This is a genomic window from Sulfitobacter sp. G5_S2_6_S6, from assembly GCF_054968505.1.
Genome location: NZ_JBQKUI010000012.1, coordinates 33,955 through 57,105, shown reverse-complemented (window position 1 = coordinate 57,105; position 23,151 = coordinate 33,955). Strand labels below are relative to the sequence as shown.

Genomic DNA, 23,151 nt, shown 5'->3' with positions numbered 1-23,151 from the left:
GCTTATGCGCTTGTCTCGGCGTGGTCGATGAACCGGGCCTCAAGCGCGCTTGGCTGGCGTTCGGCATGGGTCAGGATGTGAAACTGTCGTTGCGGGGTGTCGATGGGCACGTCGACCATCCGCCCCGCCTCGATCGACCGGCGGACCACCAGATCGGACAGCAGCGCGGCACCGATGCCCGCTTCGACCGCGCTACACACCGCCTCGTTTGACGGAAGCTCTAGCGTGCTTTCCAGATCCTCCAGCCCCAAACCCTGCCGCCCGAGCCACTGCAGAAAACTGTCGCGCGTGCCTGAGCCTGCTTCACGCAGGATCCAAGGAGTGTGCCGCAAGCGTTCGGGCGAAAGATCGCCCCCCGCGGCACCGCTTGGGAACACCAGCCGCAGCGTATCCCCCGCCACCGCCTTAGCGCGGAGTGTGGTGAGCTGGCAGTCCCCCTCGATAATGCCGATGTCAGCTTGCAACGTCTCGACCGCGCGCGCGGCGTCGTCGCTGTTGCCGATCCGCACCGTCAGCGCGATCTCGGGGTGCGCCCCACGGAACCGCGCGATCACCGCGGGCAGCCAGTAGTTCGCGACCGTCTGGCTTGCCGCAAGCCGCAACCTGCCGCGTTTCACCCCCGCCAGATCATCCAGCCGCTGGCTGGCGATGGCGGCGCGGGCCAGAACGGCACGGGCTTCGCCCAGAAAATCGCGCCCCGCATCGGTCAGCACAATCCGCCGCCCGATACGATCAAAAAGGCGCAGGTTATGACGCTCTTCCAGCGCGGCGATGGCAGCGCTGGTCGCACTTTGGGTCTGGTTCAATGCTTCGGCGGCGCGGGTCATGTGTTCACGCTCTGCCACGGCAACGAATATGCGCAACTGGTCCAGTGTCATCAGGCGGCCCCCGTCAGGATGATCAGCGCAAGGCTGACCCCCATGATAAAGACCCAAGCCGCCGCCCCCAGCAAGGCCGGACGCCCCCCCGCCGCGGCAAGTTTGCGCAGATCGGTCTCAAGCCCCATCGCCGCAAGCGCCATCGCCAGCAGGAATTGCGTCACAGCGGTCGCGGGGTCCAGCACCGCCTGCGGTACCCATCCGGTCGAGGCCACGCCGACCATCGCAATGAAACCGAAAACAAACCACGGGATCGGGGCCTTGCCGCCACCGCCTTGCCCCTGACGCCGCCGCGCAGCAAACGCGCCCAGACACAGGATCATCGGGGCAAGCATCATCACCCGCGTGAGCTTGGCAATCGTGCCGAACTGGCCGGCCTCCTCTCCGCGCTGGAAGGCGGCGGCGACGACCTGGGCGACCTCGTGGATCGACGCACCGGTCCAAAGGCCAAAGCCGCGCGGGCCAAGGGTCAACCAGTTTTCGGCCAAGGGCAGCAGGATCATGGAGAGCGAGCCAAAAATCGTCACGCAGGCCACCGCATAGGCGACGTCTTCGTCGCGGCCACGGGTTACGGTATTGGTTGCGATCACGGCAGAGGCCCCGCAGATCGACGTGCCCGCCGCGATCAACTGCGTCAGCTTGGCATCCACCCCCAGCACGCGGCCCAGCCATGTGGTGAACCCGAAGGTCAGCACCAGCGACAGCGCGATCACCGCGACCCCCACCCAGCCGACAGCCGCAACCTGCCCCAGTGTCAGCTGCAACCCCATCAGGATAATCCCCGCCCGCAACACCGGTCGCATGCTGATCGCAAGCCCTGCCTTCGCCACCTCGGGCGTGCCAAGGGTGTTGCGCAGCGCCATGCCCAGAAGGATCGCGAGGATCAACGGGCTCAGCATCCCCACCCCCGGCAGATACCGCAGCGCAAAGGCCAGCGCGGCGATCATGGCGGCGAGCGCCAGACCCGGCCAGATCGATGGCGTGGGTGTATCAGCGTGGACAAGGTCAGAGAGGGTCGTATCAGTCATAGCGTGCCTAAGTATCGTCGTGTCCCCTGCACTATCGGCCATTCCGATACATCAATCCAACGGATTATAATTATCCAAACGATCGCAAAATGTGATTGATTGGATAGGCCGTGGCAGTCGCTTGATGCAGCGTCTCTCTTTACGCTTGGGGTTCTGCGCCCCTATCGTTAAGGGACTGCCGAAACCGGCATCGCTGCGCAGAAAGGGAAACCCATGGTCCCGATCATCTTTGGCCCCCTGCGGACCCGTGAAACGCCGCGCCAGTCGCGTGCGGTGATCCGCGTGCATGTCATCCTGAACGCCACGGCCGCGCTGCTGGCCGAAAACCGGTTGCAAAACCTGACCACCACCGCCATCGCGACCCGTGCCGAGGTGCCTGTCAGCTCTATCTATCGGTATTTTCCCACGCTTGATGACGTGCTGCTTGAGCTCTATTCGCAGACCGCCAATGAATTACGCGCCAAGCTTTTTGCCAGCCTTGATGATGTTCACGCCCATACGACATGGCGGGACCGGTTGCGTGCCGTGCTGGATGTGCAGCGCAGCTATCTGGCGCGGCATCCCTACTACCGCCCGCTGCTGCTGCATTTCGCGACGAAACGCGGGCCGCTCGCGATCGAGGATGACGACCACGATGATCTGGTCCGCTTTCTATGCAACAGATGGGAAAGCGGTGCCGACGGGTTTCAGGGCGGCGATCCCGTGGTGGTGGCCAAAACCACGATCCAGATCTCCCTTGCGATGGAAGATCTGGTCGCGGCGCAGGCGGATCGGCGCAGCTCTCGCCCCTATTCGCAAGAGCTGACCAAAGTGCTTGAGCATTATCTGGCGCAATACCTGTCGGATTAGCGCCTGCGGGTCAGGCGATCGTATCCGCCCGCCCCGCCTGCCGCCCCGAAAAGATGCAGCCGCCCAGAAACGTCCCCTCAAGCGCGTTATACCCGTGATACCCACCGCCGCCAAAACCGGCGACCTCGCCTGCCGCGAACAGCCCCGGGATCGGCGTGCCAGAGGCATCCAGCATCTGGCTGTCAAGATTGGTCTGCAACCCGCCCAGAGTTTTGCGCGTGATGATGTTCAGCTTGACCCCGATCAACGGGCCGTTTTCAGGGTCGAGGATCTTGTGCAGTTTGGCCGTGCGTTGCAGCTTGTCGCCGCGATAGTTCCGCGCCGCATGGATCGCCATGATCTGCGCGTCTTTGGTGAAGTTGTTGTCGACCTGCATGTCGCGGGCCCTGATCTCGGCCTCGATCTTGTCAAGCGACAACAGATCATTCCCCTCCATCCCGTTCATCTTGGCGATGAGCTCGGGCAATGTTTGGGCGACGACGAAATTCTCGCCATGCTCCTTAAAGGCCTCGACGGCGGGGGTCGCGGCCTTGTTCAGGATACGCTGCTGCAAGACTTTGACCCAGCTTTTGTCGGCGAAATCGGGGTTCTGCTCTGACCCTGACAGGGCAAATTCCTTTTTCACGATCTTCTGCGTCGTGATGAACCACGAATAATCAAAGCCCGTATCAAGGATCATCTTCAAAGACCCCAGACTGTCGAACCCCGGCAGCGACGGCGCGGGAAAGCGGTTGCCCTTTGCATCGAACCACATCGACGACGGGCCGGGCAGGATACGGATACCGTGGTTGGGCCAGATCGGGTCCCAGTTCTTCACGCCCTCGGTATAGTGCCACATGCGGTCATTGTTGATCAGCTGGCCGCCCGCCGCCTCGCTGATGGCGATCATGCGACCATCGACGTGGGCGGGTACGCCGGCGATCATCTCTTTCGGGGCGGGCCCAAGACGTGCCGTCGGCCATGACTTGCGCACAAGCTCGAAATCTCCGCCGATCCCGCCAGAGGTAACAACGACAGAGGGCGCGCGCAGTTCGAAATCGCCCACGATATCACGGTTGGTCTTTTGCCCGCGCGATGCCCCGTCCGTCGCCAGCACCTCGCCCGAGACACCGACCGCGGCACCGTTTTCCATGATGATATGCGAACAGCGATGGCGGAATTTAAGCGTGATGCGACCGGCCTGCTGATGTTCCCGCACGCGGCGTTCGAATGGTTCCATTGTTCCGGGCCCAACACCCCAAGTCAGGTGGAAGCGCGGCACCGAATTGCCGTGACCCGACCCAAAGCTGCCCCCGCGTTCGGCCCATCCCACGACGGGAAACCACCGCATTCCCATATCGTACAACCAGCTGCGCATCGGGCCTGCGGCGAAATCGACATAGGCCTCGGCCCATTTGCGCGGCCATGCGTCTTCGGGTCGGTCGAACTGCGCCGATCCCATCCAGTCTTGCAGCGCAAGTTCGCGGCTGTCCTTGATGCCCATCCGGCGCTGTTCGGGGCTGTCGATCAGCATCAGCCCGCCAAGGGACCAGAAGGCCTGCCCGCCCAGAAAGGCTTCGGGTTCCTGATCGATGAGAGTGACCTGTTTACCACGATCAGCCAGTTCGGCTGCGGCGACCAGTCCGGCCAGACCGCCGCCCACGATAATAACGTCAGAGGTGTTCATGCAAAGCTCCTTACGCTGTGCCGATGCGGCGGTATTTCAAAACGACGGGCAGGATGATCAGATACATCAGGATACCGTAAACAGCCGACGGCAGCGCATAGGCGGTGAACCCACCCTCGCCGCCGACAATGATCGCGGCAACGGCGATCCCCAGGGTACTGTTCTGCACCCCCGTCTCGACCGAGATGGTCTTGGCCTCGGTCACCGACCGGCCAAGCAGACGCGGCACGACAAAGCCGATGGTGGTCAGCGCGGCCAGCAAGACCAGCAGCGCGGGCCCGATCACCACGATATTTTCCACAAACAGCGCCCAATTCGCCGCCAGCGCCGCCAGCACGATCACCGCAAACAGGATCGTCGCCACCGCGCTCAGTTTAGGCTCGGCCCGGGTCATCGCGGCAGGGGCCATCGCCCGCGCCCCCAAGCCAAGCGTGACCGGCACCACCGTCAGGGCAAACATGGTGACCGCGGTTTTAGTGATGTCGATCGCGGGCGCCGCATCGCCCATGAAATATCCCATCGACAGGCCCAAAATCAGCGGCACGGTCACCACGCTGGCAAGGCTGATCACCGCCGTCAGCGACACCGACAGCGCCACATCCCCTTTCGCCAGCTTCGAGATCACATTGCTGGTCACCCCACCGGGGCAGGCCGCCAAGATCATGAACCCCACAGCCATTTCCGCGCGGATGCCGAAGCCCAGCACACAGATAAAGGTCACGAGCGGCAGCAGGATGCTTTGGTTCAGCGCCCCGATGAAAAACGCGAGCGGCCGCTGCCCGACACGCGCGAAATCCGCAGGTGTCAGCCCGACACCCAAGGTAAACATGATAAACGCCAAGCCAAGCGGCAAGACGACCGAAATCAGTACATCCACGATTATCCCTCCCAAGACATCTGTGAAAAACAGAATATATTTCCGGTATAGCCGTCAAGTGCCGATTCACCTAAGAGAAATCCGCTCTGCCGTAACGTCGCGCACGGGCCCCCGATGGACCCTTCCCCAAAGTAAGGTTACCTTAGCGTAAGGGAACGAAACAACCTGCGCGCCCGAAGGTGGCGGGCGGGCATTGGCACGATGGGAGTACATCTAATGTCGGATACGGTGATTGCGGATTTTGATCGCAAGCTTGCACGAGAGGCGTTTGAACAGCGCGCGGCGCAGGGCGCTGCGGCGTTGACGCGTCTGGGGGCGGGGGCGGATGTGCCTGTGGCGCTGATCATGCGCAACGATCTTACCCAGCTCGAAGTCATGCGCGCTGCGGCCATGGCCGGCACGGTCATCGTGGCGCAGAACTGGCACGCTGCGGCAGAAGAGGCCGGCGCCATCTGTGACGACAGCGGCGCGCAGTTCGTGATCATCCACCGTGACCTGATCGACGCGCTGCGCCCCGCCCTTGAAGGGCGCACGGTCATCGCGGTCACCCCTGATACCGCGCTGCGTCAAGCTTATGGCATTGATGACGCCGCCGCAAAAACCGACCCCGAGACACCGGAATGGTCCGCGCTGGTAGATGCCGCCGACCCCATCACCCCGCGCGAGATGATGCGCCCGCTGATGCGCTATACCTCGGGCTCGACCGGCAAGCCGAAGGGCGTGCGGCGTTTGGGGGGCGGGCCCAAGCGCGACTTTGAAGAGGTGCTCTCGCGCGTAGGCACCGAGATGTTGCAGCTCAAACCCGGCTCGCGGTTCTTTACGGCAGCGCCCATCTATCACTCGGCACCATCAACGCTGACCTCTGCCGCGCTGGTCACCCCGGGCGTGTCGACCTTTGTCGCGCCCAAGTTCGACCCCGAAAGCTTCCTCGCCACGATCGAGGCTCAGCGCATTACCCATATCTATCTGGTCCCCACCATGATGAGCCGGATGCTAAAGCTCCCCCAAGAGGTGAAGGCGAAATACGACCTGTCCTCGGTGGAATTCTGCGTCTCGACGGGGTCACCGTGGCCACATGACCTGAAAGTAGCGATGATCGACTGGTGGGGGCCTGTGTTCTGGGAAAGCTACGGCGCGACAGAGATCGGGTTCATGACGATGGTATCCTCGGCAGACGCTTTGGCACGGCCCGGCACCGCAGGGCGGATGCAGATGGGCGGCACGTTGATGATCCTTGACCCCGAAGGGAACGAGCTGCCCGCCGGTCAGGTGGGCGAGATTTATGCCCGCATGGATGCCTTCGGCGGGTTCGACTATTCCAACGATCCCGAAAGCCGCGCCTCGGCTGAAAAGCACGGGCATTTCTCTGTCGGGGATCTGGGATCGGTGGATGAGGACGGGTTCCTGTTCATCACGGATCGCAAGAAAGACATGATCATCTCGGGCGGGGCCAATATCTTTCCCGCCGAAATCGAGGCGGTGCTGATGCGCGCGCCTTTCATCCGCGATGTCGCCGTCTTTGGCGCGCCTGACCCCGAATTTGGCGAACAGATCGTCGCGGCGGTTGAACTGGCCGACGGGCATAGCGCCGACAAACAGAAGGTGCTTGATTTCCTTGACGGCAAACTGGCCCGATTCAAAGCGCCACGGATCGTCGATTTCCACGAGGCCCTGCCCCGCGAAGACAGCGGCAAGATCTTCAAACCCCGCCTGCGTGCGCCCTACTGGGACGGGGCGGGCCGGTCGATCTGACCCTGACCTGACGCCCCAACACCAACAGGGACCGGTGCAAAGTGCGCCGGTCTCCTTGTGTTGGGGCGCGGGGATTCCTACATCGCGCCGGTACACACGCCGCCCCGAGGCGGCCAAAAACAGGATGATCACGATGACCAGCACCCTACTAGAGCAGCTGAACTGGCGCTATGCGACCAAGAAGATGGACCCGTCCAAGAAAGTCCCTCAGGAAAAAGTCGACACCATCGTCGAAGCCATCCGCATGACCCCCACCTCAAGCGGCACCCAGCCCTTCGAGCTGCTGGTCGTGACCAACCCCGACAAGCTGGCGCAGATCCAGAAAGCCGCCAGCGACCAGACGCAGATCACCGAAGGGTCACATCTGCTGGTGTTCGCGGCGTGGGATAACTACACCAAAGACCGCATCGACGCGGTCACCGATCTGAATGTCGAAGCCCGTGGCGACCTGCCCTTGCTCAGCGCCTATTACGAGAACCTGAAAAACAACTACCTGCCCCGCGATGCCGAGGTAAACTACGCCCATGCCGCGCGTCAGGCGTATATCGCGCTTGGGGTGGCACTGGTTGCCGCCGCTGAACAAGAGGTCGACAGCACCCCGATGGAGGGTTTCGACCCAGCGAAGGTAGACGAGATTCTGGGCCTTAAAGAGCGCGGCCTGCGGTCGGTGATCCTGCTGCCTCTGGGCTACCGCGATGCGGAATCCGACTGGCTGGCCCCGATGAAAAAGGTACGCAAATCCGCGGAAACGCTGGTCACCCATATCGACTGATTGTTGCGGGGCGAAGGGGCGAACACCCGTCTCGCACCGTCAGAAGCATACCAACGCGGGGCCGGTTCTTTGCGACCGGCCCCGCGGTTTTCGTCAGACCGCCGCCTCGCGGGTCAGACGTTTTGACGCCATCCCCGGCTCTGCCCCCCAAACCGCCACATAGCGGTAGAAGACCGGCGTGAGGAACAGGGTGAAGACGGTAGCAAACCCAAGCCCGCCCACGATCACCCAGCCCACGGCGATGCGCGCTTCGGCCCCCGCGCCCGAGGTCAGGATCAACGGCAAGCCGCCAAAGACGGTCGATACCATCGTCATCATCACCGGGCGGATCCGCAGACGCAGCGCGTCACGGATGGCGCTATCGATATCCTGCCCCGCCTCGCGCAACTGGTTGGCAAACTCGACGATCAGGATACCGTTCTTCGCCATCACCCCGATCAACATCACCAGCCCGATCTGACTGTAGTAGTTCAACGATCCACCGCTGAGCGAGATCGCGAAAAGCGCCGCCGCCAAACCAAAGGGCACGGTCAGCATGATCACGACAGCGCTGGCGATGCTTTCGAACTGCGCGGCCAGCACAAGGAACACCACCACCAACGCGACGCCGAACACCATATACATCTCTGCCTGGCTGTCGCTCAGCGTCGCCGCCTCGCCGGTAAAGATGATCCCCATCCCGTCGGGCAGCACGCTATCGGCAATCGCCGTCAGACGGGTCATCGCGACGCTAAGATCGATACCGTCGTTCAGGTTCGCCTGCGCCGATACCGCCAGCGACCCGCCCTGCCGTTCGAGCGTGGACTGGCTGACCACGGGCACCAGCTCTGCCGCCGCGGACAGGGGCACATAGGCACCGCCCGGCAACTGCAACTGGATGTTATCAAGATCAGACGGGTCATCGATCGGCGGGCCACCGGGCACGACATTCACATCCGTCTCGATCTCGTCCGCAAAGACGGTGACGGCGACCTTGCCTTGGGTCATTGCGCCGATGGTCTGGGTGATCTCGGCCTCTGTCAGGCCAAAGACGCTCGCCATTTCGGGATCAACGCGGACCTCGTATTGCGCCTGCACCGCGTCGTTGGAAAGTTGCGGGTTCAAAAACGCCTCATCCTGCGCCATCGCCGCGACCAAAGCCTCGGTTGCCGTGGTCATGGCCGCGATGTCCTTGCCTGTCACCGCGAATTGCAAGCCCTGCCCGCCGCCGCGGATATTGAGGCTGTTGGTCCCCCGCGCAGAGGCCTGAACGCCGGGCACTCGCGCCAACTTGCCGCTGATCTCGGCGACCAGTGCGGATTGGCTGCGGTCACGATTGCTCCAGTCATCGAGCCGCACGATGATAAAGGCGCTGGTGCCACCGCCGACGCCAACGATGCTTTGAACCGAGGTAACCTCGCCGCTTTCCTGATAGGGGGTCAGGATCTCTTCGATCTGATCAACCTGGGTATCAAGGTAGTCGATCGTGGTATCGGACGCGCCGCGCGCCTGTACCAGAAAGAACCCGCGATCCTCGTCGGGCGTGATGGCAGAGGGCAAAGTGCCCGCCGCCCCCGCCGCCACGATCACAAAGGCCCCCGCCGCCCCCAGCACCACCAACGGCATGCGGATGGCTTTATCCATCACCGTGTCAAACATCCGCCCGGCCCAGCCTTGCGGCTTCGCCGTTGCCTCAAGCGCGGATTTCCCCGGATCAAGAAAGGCCGCCAGAACCGGTGCCAGCGTCAGCGCGGTGATGGACGACAGCGTGACAGCAAAGGCCAGCACAAAGCCGAACTCGCTGAACACCCCACCGGCCTGACCGGGGAGGAAAGAGATCGGGATAAACACCGCCGCCAGCGTCGCGGTGGTAGAGATGACGGCAAAGAACACCTCGTTCGTGCCCGCCGCAGCGGCAGCAAAAGCCCCCATCCCCTGTTTGCGCTTGCGCACGATATTCTCGATCACGACAATCGCGTCATCCACCACCATCCCCGTCGCCAGCACCAGTGCCAGCAGGCTGATGGTATTGACCGAAAACCCCGTCAGCCAGATCGCGGCGACTGTGCCCACCAGCGACACCGGAATGGTCACCGCCGGGATCATCACCGCACGGGGGGAGCGTAGAAAGGCAAAGATCACCACAACCACAATCCCCGTCGCCAAAGCGATGGATTTCATCACCTCGGTCAAGGATCCCCTGATGAATGTCCCGTCGTCAGAGGTCACGAAAAGCCGAACGCCGTCGGGCAGCGCCGATTGCAGATCAGCCACCGCAACGGCCACATCTTCCGAGATCGACAGCGTGTTGCCCACGGATTGCCGCGTGATGTCCATGCCGACGGCGGTCTGCCCGTTCACGCGGGTCAGCACGGCGTCCTCTTCCGGCAGCAGCCGCACGAACGCCACGTCAGAAACGCGCGTATTCGCATCAATCGGGATCTGGCCCACGGTATCAACGGTGACATTCGCGTTGCCGACCCGCAGCGCCAAGGTTTGCGCATCTGAATCCAGCGATCCCAGCGGCGTGTCATCGCGCAGCGCTGCCAGCGCGTCAGAGACATCGAACAGGGTCATCCCCCGACTAAGCAGCGCGGGCATATCCAGCGTCACGCGGAACTCGTTAGGTTGCTCGCCGCGCAGGGTGACCTCTGCAATGCCGTCGATGGTGGACAGTCGGTCATAGACGACGCCCTCGGCCAGCTCGGTCAACGCATCAAGGCTCGCGTCGCCCATCAGCGCCAGCCGAATAATCGCATCCGCGTTGCTGTCGCTTTTGGTCACGGTCGGATCATCCTCGATATCATCGGGCAGGTCGCGCAACGTCGATGAAACGATCTCGCGCGCCTCATTTGCCGCGACATCGACATCGGTGCCTTCGGACAGGTCAATGGTGATCCGACTCGACCCCGTGGTCGAGGTGGATTCCATATAAGATAACCCCTCAAGCGCGCTCAGGGCATCCTCAAGGACCTGCGTCACCTCACGGTCGACGGTTGCGGGCACCGCGCCTTCATAGGTGGTCCGCACGGATAGAACCGGCTGGTCAACGTCGGGCATTTCCCGCACGTCCACAACCACAAGCGCCGCCAGACCTGCGATCAGGATCAGCAGATTGATGACGATCCCGAAAATCGGCCGCGAGACGAATAGATCGGCGAGCCCGCCACGGGGCTTTGCAGGGGTATCGCTCATGACGGTGCCTTTTCAGTCTCGGCACCGACCGCGGTGATTTTCGCCCCGTCCCGCAGTTTTTGCGCGCCTTCGGTTACAACCATCGCGCCATCGGCGATATCGGCCTCGACCCAGACGAATTCGTTTTTACGGTAAAGAATCGTGATCGGCACCCGCACCGCGGTCCCACCGTCATCGACCCAGACCGCAGCACCCATGCGCGACCACGTCACCGCGGTCGATGGCAAGACCGGCAGCGGTTCGCTTTCATGCAGCAGGCGCACCGCAAAGGTCATGCCCGGCCAGAGGATGCGTTCCGCATTGTCGATCTTGGCCTTCACCGTGACCGAGCGCGTGACCGCATCGATCCGGCTGTCGAAAGAAAGGATCTCTCCGGTGATCGACCGACCGACAAAGGCAGAGGTAGAGACCAGCACCTCATGCGCCTGCCCTAGGACACCGATAGCGCGTTCGGGCAGTTCGAATTCGACCACCAGTGTTTCGGTCTGGTCAATCGTTGCAATCACGTCATTCGCGCCAAGGATATCGCCGACCTCAACCTCACTAAGCCCCAGACGCCCCGAGATGGGCGCGCGGATGGTGCGGTCTTCCAGCGCGACTTCGGCCAGACCCACTTCGGCATCGGCCAGTTGCTGCGCCACGCGCGCCTCTGACTGTGCGACATCGGTAATGGTAGAGTTGCCACCGGCCCGCAGCCGGTCATAGCGGTCGACCGTATCGGTCGCCTGCTGCAGATTGGCGCGCGCGATTTCAAGGTTCAGCTCTTGGGTCCGCGCATCCAACCGCACAAGGACCTCGCCCTGTTCAACGTCGCGGTTCGCGGTCAGCCGGGTTTCGACCACTGTACCGGCGGTTTCAGTCACCACATCCGCACTGCGCAAAGAGGATGCTGTGCCCGTCGCGTATAAAGTCACCTCGTAGGGGCGTTGTTCCAGCGCGGTCGTCACCACCGAAGTCGCCCCCCGTGCACGCCCGCCCCCAGGGGGGCCACCTGCAGGGCGCCCGCCCGCCGCGGACTGAGGCTGCGCAGCCTCGCTTGTGGCATCCGTGCCGGGCAGGCCAAAGGTGATGGCATAAGCCCCGAACAAAAGCCCGACGGCCACCAGCAAACTCACAAATTTCCGCATTATTCCAACTATCCAGATCAGGTCATTAAGCCATTTAACGTGGGCCCTGAAAATTCCGTCGCTGAAAACGCGACTAAATGCAGAAAAAATTCCAACGGTCCCGCGGCAGCCTAGTTTTCAGGCTTCACGCTCAGGGTGACCACGCGCCAGGCGTCATCCTCGCCGACCAGCTCTTTGGCGCGCGTCGCATCGGGCAGCAATTCGTCGTCGTCGCCGATCACAACGTGCAGATAGCGTCCGGCCTCGCGCAGCTTGACGACGGGCGCGCCGTCCATGCCTTTCTGAACACGATCCGCCAGATTTTGACGCTCGGCAGAGCCAAGCTTGCGCGGCGCACCGTCCAACAGCTCCGCGACCGAGATACGCAGATTGCGCCCACCGTCTTTCAGCACGTCCAACCCGATCAACCCCGCAGCCACGGCATCGGCCCACCAGAACCCCATCGAGATACCGATGATGCCCAGAATACCCGCAACGCCGGTCTTCCAGTCTGCGGCGTTCATGTCAGCATCCGCATGCAACACCTTGTCCTGAATGTCGGGCGCGATGGCCAGCTTCTTGCGGCCCAAGATCACCGGCGGGATGATCGAATAGACCAATGCCGCCACCATCAACCAGCCCATCCAGACCTCGGTGCCAAACAGTTCGATGCTGCCGATGGTGGGATGTTCCTGCCGCACCAACGTGACCACCGCGTCATACACCAGATAGCCGCCCATCAAGGTCAGCGCCGCCGCCGAGAGGGCAAAGGCCAGGGTGCCGATGCGGTGCAGGCCAAAGGGGTACTTCGGGCTTGGAGGCATCCGTTCAAGCCGCGCGGCGATCAGGAACAGGATCGGCGGCAACAGCGATAGCGTGTCTTCGATCCATGCCGCCTGCATCGCCTGACTTGATCCCATGACCATGAACATCACGAAAATGATCGTGACCAGCCAGAACAGCGTCCACCATTCCAGCCGACGGGCTTTCGCGATTTTGTCGGCGATCTCTTGCGGCAGCGGGGGGTAGCGGTTCATTCCTGCGCCTCCCGCGTCAGCGGACGCAGCGCCATATTGGACCGCATGAGAAACCGGTTCTCGCCGCGCCGCAACAGCAAGACCCGTTCGGGACGGTCGGCCCCGACGGTCACATATCCGATGGGGTTGGTCATGCCCGTATGCTCTGTCAGCGGTGAATCTTTCGGTATCCCGCCCGCCAGCAGATGCAGATCACCCCCCTCAAGCGCGTCAAGCATCTGGTGCGGGTTCTCGCGATGCCATTCGATTTGCGCATCAAGTGCCGCGGCGATCATTGTCACCGCCTGCAGGTCTTGATCCGGCAAAGGATCTTGCAACGCGCCGACTTTCAGCACGGCACCTTGCACGGTATCAGTGGTGTTTTCGGGATCTTTCGGCAACTGGCAGGCAGCCAGAACGACCAAAAGAGTAGCGGCGATGAGGTGGCGGTACATGATCAAAACCCTTCAGGGCGACAACTGCACAGATCATGATTTCGTTCCCGCGGGACCGACACCCGCAGGAACCAGAGGGGGTCACAGCCCCCTTCGACAACAGATCACCCGTTAAATCGGGGCGCCCGTTTTTCGAGGAACGCGGCCACGCCCTCTTTGAAGTCGGGGGTATTCCCCGCTTCTTTCTGCCACTTGCGCTCGTTCGCCAATGCGGTGTCAAAATCAGTGTCGGCAGCGCTCCACGCGGCTTTGCGGATCAAGGCAAGGCTGCGCACCGGCCCGTTCGCCAGTTTGATCGCGATCTCAAGCGCGGTGGCGTCAACCGCGTCATTCTCGACCAGCCGCGTCGCCAGCCCCCAGTCAAACGCCGTCGGCGCGGGAATTTTCTCGGCCAGCAGCATCATCTCCATCGCGCGCACGCGGCCCACGGCGCGTGTCAGCAACCACGTCGCCCCGCCATCGGGGATCAGCCCGATCCGCGCAAAGGCCTCAAGGAAATAGGCATCACGACCGGCGACAATCACATCACAGGCCAGCGCAATCGACGCGCCCACACCCGCGACCGCCCCCTGCACGGCAGAGACCACGGGCACCGGCAGATCGCGAAGCGTCATCATCAACGGGTTATAGGCATTTTCAAGCGCGGCACCCGCGTCGAGCTCTTTGCCGCTTTCGATCGTCCCCTGCTTGAGGTTCGCCCCCGCCGAGAACGCGCGCGGCGACCCCGCCAAGACAATCGCCCGCGCTGTCTGTGCTTCCTGTTGCAGCAGGTCACGCAGCTCTAGCGCCATGGCAGAGGTCAGCGCGTTCATCGTCTCGGCATCATCAAGCCGCAGCACTGTCACCGGCCCGTGCCGTTCGACCTTGATCTTATCCGTCATCCTGCTCTCCTCCCACGCATTCTACGGTCTGTGTCGGGGTATCCCACCACGGGAACAGGGCATGGTAAAGGCGCCATCACCGGAACCCGCAGCGTCGAAGGCTCACTGATCAGGTATCGCCAAACGTCGTGGCGACCCACTCCGGCAAGGTCACCCGCTGCTCGAACACTGTCGATTTCGCCCGCAGCACGTTTTCTTTGGTGTCGCGCACCGGATCCGCGCTGATCGTGGCATAGGCGTGATCGCGCGCGACCTCCCATGTCTCGTCGCGAAATCCCGCCAATCGGGCATAGAACCGTGCCGCCGTCTGTTCCGCCTCTTTCCACGCGGCACCGGGCAAGCCACGCCCCGGCATGTTCCCAACGTCGGTCCGATGCTGGTTTGCCGTCTCTAACGCGTCGATATTGGCGTATTTCAGGTGCATCAAGTAGACACCGCGCGGCAGGTCAAACACCGCCGTTTCAATGCGCTTGGGCCCGACCCATATGCCGTGGCGCCATAGCCCCGTGCCGCGTTTGGTCACCCATGCCTTGCTGTAGTGCCCCGAGAACACCGCCGTGCGCCGATGGCCAAGAGCCATTTGCCCCGCCGCGAGCACATCATCCTCCAAGGTCTCTGCCACATTAAGACCAAGCGCGAACATCGACTTTGCCGATGCCGTCTCTAACACCGCGTGCAGAGACGTATAAAGTGCGGGATCATAGCAGATCAGCTCGTCCGCATCGGTGCGGATCACCCAGTCGAAAGACACAGCCAGCCCATCGGCAAAACTGTTCAGCACTTGCCCGCGTCGCCGGTCGAACCCTTCCAGCGTTTCGCGGGGCACGGTGATCACGGTCGCACGCGGGCAAAGGCTGGCGACCTTGGCGTCGGCCCCGTGGGCGACAATATAGAGGTTATCAAACCCCAGCATGCGCCCATAATGCGCGTACCACTGGGACAGCGCCCAGTAGTCTTTGTAAACCATTGTGATCGCGCAAATATTCATGGTCTCCTTTTACGCGCTTTGCGATTTTCCGAACAGGGTATTTTGTCACGCACCGGCCTGACGCCTCCAAATTCCCTTACGCAAAAGGGTGAACGCCTTGTTCCAGCCATATTTTATGTTGCTTTTTGGCGACACCGTTGCCATTATGTTGCCTAGGCCGGGGGGCGAACATGTCATTGGAAAAGCTGATTGATTTGGCAGGTGCCGCGAAAGCGGGCACGGGCGATGTTGCGTTTTGGGACAGCTGCACCCAAACCTTCGCCGATCTGGGCGTCACCGGCATCGGCTATGGCATCATCCCTTACGCCAGTGATGCGACCGTGCGCGGGTTTACCCAAGCCGGTTTCTTTCGCCACACCTACCCCCAAGACTGGGTCACCGCGGTCGAGGAACAGGCGCTGGTGGATGACGACATCTCGGTCGAGTTGATCGCCAATGGCACGAAAGAGGTGCTGTGGAATGACGCCAGCCTGTTGGACGATGCGACCGAGCCGCAACAGATGCAATCCGAGCTTGAGAATGACATCGGGATGCAGTTCGGTGCGTCTTTCGCGCTGAACCGCACGCCTGCGGGTCAGGCCATCTCCGGCATCGGTCTTTGGGTGAGCGAGACACGCACCGACCGCGAATTCGATGTTTACTGGCAACAGCATCGCAGCGCGTTACGACGTTTGTCCTTTGCGATGGATGAAGGCATCCGCCGCGATCACATGAGCGTGCTGGTCAACCTCACCCCGCGCGAGCGTGACTGCCTCAGCTATCTTGCCATCGGTCTGCGCCCGGCCGAGATCTGCTGGACCCTCAAGATCAGCGAAAAAACCTTCGAGAAACACATCAAGGGCGCGAAAGAAAAGCTGCGGGCCAGCACACGCGATCATGCGGTCGCCAAATCACTGGTTTTAGGGCTAATCCAACCGTAGATGGGGGTTTTCCCCCGCTTGATCTACCCTTGGGTTACTGGCAGGTAGAGCGCATAGAACGGCATCACGATTTTCTCCAAGCAGGCCGGTGAGATAGGGCATATTCACGCTGCCTTTTCTCGTCATACTGGCATTGCTTCGCAAGTAATTCTTAGACCAAAGCGCGGGGTGGCAGTAATGCCGCCCCCATTTTGTATTCACTAGTCGTAAAACGTGAACCATCGCCCCATCCACAACTGACGCGAGAAGGCCGCTACGTCAACTTATCACAAAGCCGTCAAATCCGTTGCCAGATGCGCATACAGCGATAAAAAGACCGCTAGTTTTTTCACGATTTGCGAAACCTTTGCCGACTTCGGACCGTGGTTTCTTGCAGAAATCACGCGGAGCAGACGACAATGGCAGCGATCAACGGCACGACGGGGACAGATACCCTTCAAGGTACAGCAGAAGACGACCGGATCGATGCAGGTGCCGGCAACGACCGCGTGTCCGGCGAAGGCGGCGACGACCGGATCGACGGTGGCGCGGGCGATGACCTGCTATATGGCGACGCAGGCGTCGGAACAGCACCGGGCAACGACGCGTCTCCGATCACGCTGTCTTATGCCAGCCGCCTTTTCAACACGGGCAACTCTGCCGACGAAGGCGACAGCGTCTTTTATGACAACGTGGCAACGTTGGACAATGGCGGCGGCGTTTTCGCGCGGCTGGTGCTGGTCGACACCTCGAATGACGACATGCCCATCGACCTTACCGGTGGCACCGGCTTCGAGATCCTGCTGAACTCCGGTGATGGAAGCAGGAGCAGGTATGCCGGTGAAACCGCGACCTTCCGGCTCGAATTCTACGACCGTCAGCACTACATCGATACGGGCGAGTTCAAGCCGATCGCGCTGAATTCCACCGCGACCTTCAACGATCTGGATCGCAACAACCCCGGCGATCAGGAATCCGTGACGCTGGACACCAACAGCTTCACCTCCTTCGCGACCAGCGATGACACGTCGTTGAATGTCACCAATGCCGATGGCACCGTGACCGCAGCGGGGACCGAGGCGAACTCCCCCGACGATCAGGATGCCTGGTTCTCGGGCCAGTTCGAGAACCGCGAGTTTATCGAATTCACGCTCGAAACCCGTTCCACGCAGTCGGGCTTCACCCTGTCTGGCGACCTGATTGACGACGCCGTTGTGACCCCGATCGAAGCGGGCAATGATACCATTCTGGGCGGCGAGGGCGACGACACGATCTTTGGTCAGGGCGGGAACGACAGCCTGGACGGTGGCGAAGGCGACGATCAGATCGAAGGCGGCGACGGGCAGGATACAATCACCTCGGGTGGCGGCAACGATCGCGCCGAAGGGGGCCAAGGCTCCGACCTGTTCAACTTTACCTCGGGCGGCAATCACACCATCGTGGGTGGCGAAGATGCGGACGGCACAGATGTCGACGTTCTGAACCTCAGCGGGCTGGATCGGTCGCAGTACACGCTGACCAAAACGGGCCCTGAATCCGGCACCATCGAATTCCGCGATGCCGACGGCAACGTGACCGGCACCACAACCTATTCCGAGATCGAAGAGGTCGTGATCTGCTTTACCCCCGGCACCACCATTGCCACGCGACGCGGCGAGATTCCGGTGCAGCAGATCAAGGTCGGCGATCTGGTCGTCACCCGTGACAACGGCCTGCAGCCGGTCCGCTGGGTGGGTCGCCGCAATCTGGGGCGCGACAACCTGCTGCGCACCCCCGGCTTCAACCCCGTTCGGATCAAGGCCGGTGCCTTTGGTGAAGGCGTGCCGCAGCGCGATATGATGGTCAGCCCGAACCACCGCATGCTTGTCGCCTCCGAGACGGCCGAGGTGATGTTCAGCGAACGCGAAGTTCTGGTCGCGGCGAAACATCTGGTCGGGCTCGATGGGGTCGAAACCATCACGCCGGACAAGGTCAGCTACATCCACATGCTGTTTGACAACCACGAAGTCGTGTTTGCGGACGGCACATGGGCCGAAAGCTTCCAGCCGGGGGCACATTCGATGGCCGGCATCCAGTCCGAACAGCGCAGCGAAATCCTGTCGCTGTTCCCCGAACTCGATGCGGCTGACGGCATGTCCAACTTTGTCGCCGCGCGCCGGTCTTTGCGCGCGCATGAGGCGCAACTGCTGGTATCCGCCAGCGCCGCGTAAGGCGCGCCATCCGGTGCTAGTATCGAAAAGGCAGCCCTTTCATGGGCTGCCTTTTTTGTCTCAATAACAGCGCGTTACCAGAAGGCCGAGATATAAGACCGCTCCGCCGCGCCGCCGTGCTCTTTCCACGTCTTGCGCACCTGCGTCGCCATCGCCTTTTGCCCCGCGAACCATAAAAACCCGTCCGCCGCAGATGAAACCGCGTCGCAGGCCGCCTGCCCCATCGTGGGACGCTCGGCTTCGCTGGCGATAACGACCTCCAGACCTGTGTGCTTTGGCAGCGGATAATGCGCGGCATCTACATGCGATGGATACAGCATGATGCGCCCGGTCAGATCGGGGTTCGCCTCCATGATACGGGCAATGGCCGGAAAGGCGGTATCATCGGCAAATCCGAACACCGGCCCCGTGATCGTACAGCCGCCACCGCCCGGTCCGGTGACAAGGATCTGCGTCCCCAGTTCAACGCTGCGCGCCCAATCGGTGGTGCGCCCGCCTTCGTGGATAAAGAGGTCAAACACCAGCAGCCCGTTTTCCCGATCCACCCGCCGCGCGGTATAGACCGGCAGATGCAGCTTGTGTTCACCCTTGGGCCAGACCGTCGCCCCGTTCTCTCCGATGCGGGGCCATTGGGGGGTCTTGCCCGGTTGCGCGATGCCAAGGCGGAAATGGATCGCACTGTCAGAGAACCGCGCCACATCGCCCGCCAGCGTGACCCGCATAAACCCGCAGTCCAACATCTCGCGGTGCTGCACCGTCATCAACCGTGCGTTATCGGGCAACGCACCCTGACGTACCCCATCCGACCAGCGGATCGCCTGCGCCGCATCGGGCATGACGCTGCCGATCTGATCCACCAGACTGTCCTTTAACGTCTGCAGAAAATCGGCGCGCGCGGTCGATATCTCGGCCTTGCAATGGGCACCCGACGGGGCAAAGGCGATCCGCCCGTAATAGGTGCCCAGGACAATGCCCTGTGCGCCATCCTGTTCGACGTGCAGATCATGCTCTGCCGCTTCGGCCAAGGTGGCCTGACGCAGGGCGGCGAAGTTAACGCCGGGCAATTCGGTTTGTGCAGTGTGATCAGACATGGGCCACCCCCTGTTGCGGTGCGCGCTGCCCCGAGACCCGCCAGATCAGCGGCAATGCCGCAAGCGAGACGGCACAGGCCACACCAAAAAAGAAACCGTAACCAAGATGCTCGGCGATAACCCCGGCGACCATGCCCGAAACCATGCTCACCGCCGCATCCATACATTGGAACAAGGTAAAATCGACGCCGCCCTGCCGCGGGTCGGACCAGTTCATGAACTGCCCGTAAAGGGCGACGAAACCAAAGGCCATGACGGCCGCGCTGCTGACCATCGCAATCGGGGCCACCGTCGCCGCGGCGAAAACGCCACCCGCCGCCGACAGACCAACCACCCCGAGGATCAGCGCCTGAAGCGCCACCGCGCCGGCCAGCACCACGCGGGTGCCAAAACGGCGCACCACTGCACCGCCGGTCATCGCCCCCGCAAAGCCCAAGGTCAGGCTGCCGACCCCGCTGAGCAGTCCAAGCTGACCCAGATCATAGCCCGCATCGATAAAGTAAGGCCCGAACATCCCCATCGCGGTTTTCTGCGCCACGACATAAAGCGCCGCGACCAGCAAACCCTGACGCACCTCGGCGCGGGCCAAGGCGGTTCTAAGCCGCGGTTGATGCGGTCGCGCCTGCGCGGTTTTCGCCCGCGCGATGATCGCAAAGGGGACGCAGAGCACAGCAATTACCGCCGCCATCCCCCATGCGCCCGCCAGCCATCCGGCGCGGTCCACGAGGATCAGGAACACGCCCCCGCCGATCGCAGCCCCCAGATAGGCACCGCCCACCTGCGCCGCATTGCCCCAGCCGTATTGCGTGTCCTTCAACGCCGCCACGGCATAGCCGTCGCAGGCAATATCCACCGTGGCCGTCGCAAAGGCTGCCACCATCAGCACCGCCAAAACAGGCAGCACCGGCGACGGGCCGATCAGCCCCACCACGAAAAGCGCCGCGATCACCACCGCAGCGCCGAGTGTTACAATCGTGACCGACCGGTCCCGCCCGCCATCCGGCAGCCGGAACCGTTCAACCCTCGGTGCCCAAAGGAACTTGAGCGCCCAAGGCAGCACCAGCACCGAAATCAACCCGATCTGGTCCAGGGGCAGCTTCTGCGCGCGCAACACCCCCGGCAGCCCCGACCATGTGACGCCCGCAATCACGCTTTGCGCAATATAGATGCCGCCGATCGCGCCGACGACACCCAAAGTTCCCCCGGACCGCGCCATCAGAAGCGGTAGCTGACGCTGGCCGTCGCGGTGCGCCCTTCGTAGCGATAGCAATAGTCCGCGCTGCAGGTCTGGTCGGTGTTGTCAAAGACGTTCTTGACGTTGATCTGCGCGCTCAGCCCGTCATAGCCGACTTCGCCAAAGTCATAGGACATCGACAGGTCGGCAAAGACCTCGGCATCGTTCTTGTAGGTATTTGCATCGTCGCCATAGCTTTCGCCGACATAGCGCAGACCCGCCCCGAAGCCAAAGCCCTTGAACGCCCCGCTTTGCGGCTCGTAGAAGCCCCAGATCGATGCGGTGTGATGCGGTGTGGCCGACAGCTGGTTGCCCACGGTGCCGGTGGACCCTGCCTCGATCTCCATATCCAGATAGGTATAGGCGCTGGTCACGCGCAAACCATTGGCAAAGTTGAACTGGCCTTCAATCTCCAGCCCGCGCGACCGCAGGTCATAGGGCACCTGCACCTGGTTCAAACCATTGAACGTCGCTGGGTCAACCGTCTGGAAGACAACTCCGTCCTCTTGACGGATGTCAAACAGTGACGCGGTGATCAGGCTTTCCGTGCCCGGCAGCTGGTACTTGACGCCCACTTCCTTTTGCAGCCCGCGGGTCGGCTCTGCCGAACGGCCGCTGTTGGGGTCGGTGCTGTCGTCATAGACCAGCCCCGTGGTCGGCACGAAAGAGCTCGACACATTGGCATAGACAGACAGGTCGGTGTTGAACGCATAGCTCAGACCGACGCGGCCCGAGAAACCGTTGTGCGATGTGTCGGTGCCGTTCTGATTGGCATCAAAGGTGGTCATGTCGACCCAGTCGTAGCGACCGCTCAGGAACATCGTCCAAGGGCCGGAGCTCAGCTGGTCGTGCACATAGACGCCATACTGGTACATCTCCTGACCGTTGGAATAGGGCTGATCCACCGCATCCGTGTCGGCGGCAGAGACATAGCCGACACCGCCATAATAGGCGTCATAGGACGACTGGGTATAATCGAAACCGGCCACAACCGTGTGGTCAAACGCACCGGTAGAGAAATGCCCCTCGGCATAGGTATCGACCGAGAAATTCTCGGAGTTCTCGAGGTAATGGCCCCAGTAGCGCCCGAACCCCGTGCCCGCCGCATAGATGCCGCTGAACTCAAGATCCGCATCCACTTCGGAATACCGCAGGTTTTGGCGCAGGGTCACGCCATTGTCCATTTCGTGCTCAAGCTCGTAGCCGACGCGCCATTGTTCGTTCACAAAGTCATTATAATCAGGATCGCCGACATAGATATCAGACGCTTCGCCCTGCGACGGGTTGTAGTAAGACGCCGTACCGCCGCGGGTTGATTCAGAATATTCTGTCAGCACGGTGATCTTGGTCCGGTCCGTCAACTGATAGGTGAAGGACGGGGCCAGCAGCGCCAGATCATCGCTATAGCCCGGCAGCGGCGTATCCGCATCCCGCGCCACACCGGTCAGACGATAGCTGAGCCGTCCGTCGGTGCCGACGGGGCCGGTGAAATCGAACGCCAGCTCTTTGCGGCTGTCGGTGCCAAAGGTCAGCTTCAGCTCGTTATAGGCGTCGTCCTTGGGGCGTTTGGAAATGATATTCACCAGACCGCCTGCGCCGCTGACGCCATACATCGACGACGATGGCCCCTTCAGCACGGAAACCCCTTCGAACGTGTAGGGGTGGTTCTGGAACCACGCCGACGGCCCGTTCACCTGACGCAGGCCATCGCGGAACAACCCGTCATAATAGGCCGAGAAACCGCGCAGATAGACCGCGTCATAGCGCGAGTCGAAACCGAAGTTTGTGACATTCGTCCCCGAGGTATAGCCCAAGGCGTCCAGCAGCGTGCGCGGCTCCTGATCTTCGATCTGGTCCTGCCCGACGGTGCTGATCGCTTGGGGGATGTCACGGATGGGGGTGTCTACGCGCGTGGCCTGACGCCCCGATTCGGCCACATACCCGTTTTGCAGCAGCGTCGCATCGCTTTCCGCCTCAAGCGTGAGCGTCCCCAGATCAAGCGTATCCGCCTCCTGCGCATAGGCGGGGTGTGATGCGGCCAGCGCGGCCACCAAGGCAATCCTTGAAATTTGCATGGAATTCTGTCCCTTACTGTTTTAGTCGGAAATGAACCGCCGCGCAGCTATTGTCAAACTGAAATAGTAAGGTATTCACTTGCCCGAGATCTAAGCAGGTCAGCGCGCCGGGGCAAGCCGCTGCGTCACAAACTTGGCCGCCACAAGCGGCATCCTGCCTACATCCATGTATTTACATAATATTTCCAAATACCCCACTA

Annotated in this window: 18 protein-coding genes; 5 read left to right on the top strand and 13 right to left on the bottom strand. The window is 61.9% G+C overall.

The window, feature by feature from the left end; translation table 11 throughout:
* Positions 1–2 precede the first annotated feature (2 nt).
* Both ACTRWK_RS15890 and ACTRWK_RS15885 read right to left on the bottom strand, forming a co-directional pair.
* Positions 3–878 carry a LysR substrate-binding domain-containing protein gene (locus tag ACTRWK_RS15890; protein WP_289081658.1) on the bottom strand — a complete coding sequence of 292 codons (876 nt, stop codon included), beginning with the start codon at positions 876–878 and terminating at the stop codon, positions 3–5.
* Positions 878–1,906 (bottom strand): YeiH family protein, encoded by a 1,029-nt coding sequence (locus tag ACTRWK_RS15885; protein WP_289081657.1) that lies wholly within the window; start codon positions 1,904–1,906, stop codon positions 878–880. The genes ACTRWK_RS15890 and ACTRWK_RS15885 overlap by 1 nt, the downstream gene beginning before the upstream one ends.
* Before the next feature lie 213 nt (positions 1,907–2,119).
* On the opposite strand from ACTRWK_RS15885, the gene ACTRWK_RS15880 reads away from it, so the two are divergent.
* Complete coding sequence (locus tag ACTRWK_RS15880) at positions 2,120–2,755, top strand: TetR/AcrR family transcriptional regulator (protein ID WP_289081656.1); 636 nt, start codon at positions 2,120–2,122, stop codon at positions 2,753–2,755.
* A gap of 10 nt (positions 2,756–2,765) precedes the next feature.
* Here ACTRWK_RS15880 and ACTRWK_RS15875 read toward each other — a convergent pair whose 3' ends face one another.
* A complete protein-coding gene (locus ACTRWK_RS15875) occupies positions 2,766–4,421 on the bottom strand; it encodes an FAD-binding dehydrogenase (protein ID WP_289081655.1) in 1,656 nt (551 codons plus the stop codon).
* A 10-nt stretch (positions 4,422–4,431) separates the two neighbouring features.
* Positions 4,432–5,298 carry a bile acid:sodium symporter family protein gene (locus tag ACTRWK_RS15870; protein ID WP_289081654.1) on the bottom strand — a complete coding sequence of 289 codons (867 nt, stop codon included), beginning with the start codon at positions 5,296–5,298 and terminating at the stop codon, positions 4,432–4,434.
* 201 nt (positions 5,299–5,499) lie between these two features.
* Here ACTRWK_RS15870 and ACTRWK_RS15865 point away from each other — a divergent pair, with 201 nt between their 5' ends.
* On the top strand, positions 5,500–7,050 hold the full coding sequence (locus ACTRWK_RS15865; protein ID WP_289081653.1) for an AMP-binding protein: 1,551 nt from the start codon (positions 5,500–5,502) through the stop codon (positions 7,048–7,050).
* A gap of 124 nt (positions 7,051–7,174) precedes the next feature.
* On the top strand, positions 7,175–7,822 hold the full coding sequence (locus ACTRWK_RS15860; protein WP_288960228.1) for an NAD(P)H-dependent oxidoreductase: 648 nt from the start codon (positions 7,175–7,177) through the stop codon (positions 7,820–7,822).
* Between the two features lie 93 nt (positions 7,823–7,915).
* Here the strand turns inward: ACTRWK_RS15860 and ACTRWK_RS15855 are convergent, their stop codons facing one another.
* The 6 genes from ACTRWK_RS15855 to ACTRWK_RS15830 all read right to left on the bottom strand — a co-directional run bounded on the left by ACTRWK_RS15855 (position 7,916) and on the right by ACTRWK_RS15830 (position 15,442).
* On the bottom strand, positions 7,916–10,996 hold the full coding sequence (locus ACTRWK_RS15855) for an efflux RND transporter permease subunit (protein ID WP_289081652.1): 3,081 nt from the start codon (positions 10,994–10,996) through the stop codon (positions 7,916–7,918).
* Entirely contained in the window at positions 10,993–12,123 is a 1,131-nt protein-coding gene (locus tag ACTRWK_RS15850) for an efflux RND transporter periplasmic adaptor subunit (RefSeq protein ID WP_005848724.1), read from the bottom strand. The genes ACTRWK_RS15855 and ACTRWK_RS15850 overlap by 4 nt, the downstream gene beginning before the upstream one ends.
* Positions 12,124–12,233: 110 nt before the next feature.
* On the bottom strand, positions 12,234–13,139 hold the full coding sequence (locus ACTRWK_RS15845; protein ID WP_278376424.1) for a cation efflux transmembrane domain-containing protein: 906 nt from the start codon (positions 13,137–13,139) through the stop codon (positions 12,234–12,236).
* The gene (locus ACTRWK_RS15840; protein ID WP_289081651.1) at positions 13,136–13,573 is read right to left on the bottom strand and encodes an enoyl-CoA hydratase; all 438 of its coding nucleotides are present in this window, start codon (positions 13,571–13,573) and stop codon (positions 13,136–13,138) included. Before ACTRWK_RS15840 ends, ACTRWK_RS15845 begins: the two co-directional genes overlap by 4 nt.
* Positions 13,574–13,677: 104 nt before the next feature.
* A complete protein-coding gene (locus ACTRWK_RS15835) occupies positions 13,678–14,454 on the bottom strand; it encodes an enoyl-CoA hydratase-related protein (RefSeq protein ID WP_289081650.1) in 777 nt (258 codons plus the stop codon).
* 109 nt (positions 14,455–14,563) lie between these two features.
* Complete coding sequence (locus ACTRWK_RS15830; RefSeq protein ID WP_462844048.1) at positions 14,564–15,442, bottom strand: glycosyltransferase family 2 protein; 879 nt, start codon at positions 15,440–15,442, stop codon at positions 14,564–14,566.
* Between the two features lie 170 nt (positions 15,443–15,612).
* On the opposite strand from ACTRWK_RS15830, the gene ACTRWK_RS15825 reads away from it, so the two are divergent.
* Positions 15,613–16,362 carry a helix-turn-helix transcriptional regulator gene (locus ACTRWK_RS15825; protein ID WP_462844047.1) on the top strand — a complete coding sequence of 250 codons (750 nt, stop codon included), beginning with the start codon at positions 15,613–15,615 and terminating at the stop codon, positions 16,360–16,362.
* 398 nt (positions 16,363–16,760) lie between these two features.
* On the top strand, positions 16,761–18,551 hold the full coding sequence (locus ACTRWK_RS15820) for a Hint domain-containing protein (RefSeq protein ID WP_462844046.1): 1,791 nt from the start codon (positions 16,761–16,763) through the stop codon (positions 18,549–18,551).
* A 74-nt stretch (positions 18,552–18,625) separates the two neighbouring features.
* On the opposite strand, the gene ACTRWK_RS15815 is transcribed toward ACTRWK_RS15820, so the two are convergent.
* From ACTRWK_RS15815 to ACTRWK_RS15805, 3 genes are read right to left on the bottom strand one after another with little or no spacing between them, the layout of a single operon-like run.
* Positions 18,626–19,642 carry a siderophore-interacting protein gene (locus tag ACTRWK_RS15815; RefSeq protein ID WP_289082188.1) on the bottom strand — a complete coding sequence of 339 codons (1,017 nt, stop codon included), beginning with the start codon at positions 19,640–19,642 and terminating at the stop codon, positions 18,626–18,628.
* A complete protein-coding gene (locus tag ACTRWK_RS15810) occupies positions 19,635–20,858 on the bottom strand; it encodes an MFS transporter (protein ID WP_289082187.1) in 1,224 nt (407 codons plus the stop codon). The genes ACTRWK_RS15815 and ACTRWK_RS15810 overlap by 8 nt, the downstream gene beginning before the upstream one ends.
* A complete protein-coding gene (locus tag ACTRWK_RS15805; protein WP_064216576.1) occupies positions 20,858–22,951 on the bottom strand; it encodes a TonB-dependent siderophore receptor in 2,094 nt (697 codons plus the stop codon). Before ACTRWK_RS15805 ends, ACTRWK_RS15810 begins: the two co-directional genes overlap by 1 nt.
* Positions 22,952–23,151 lie beyond the last annotated feature (200 nt).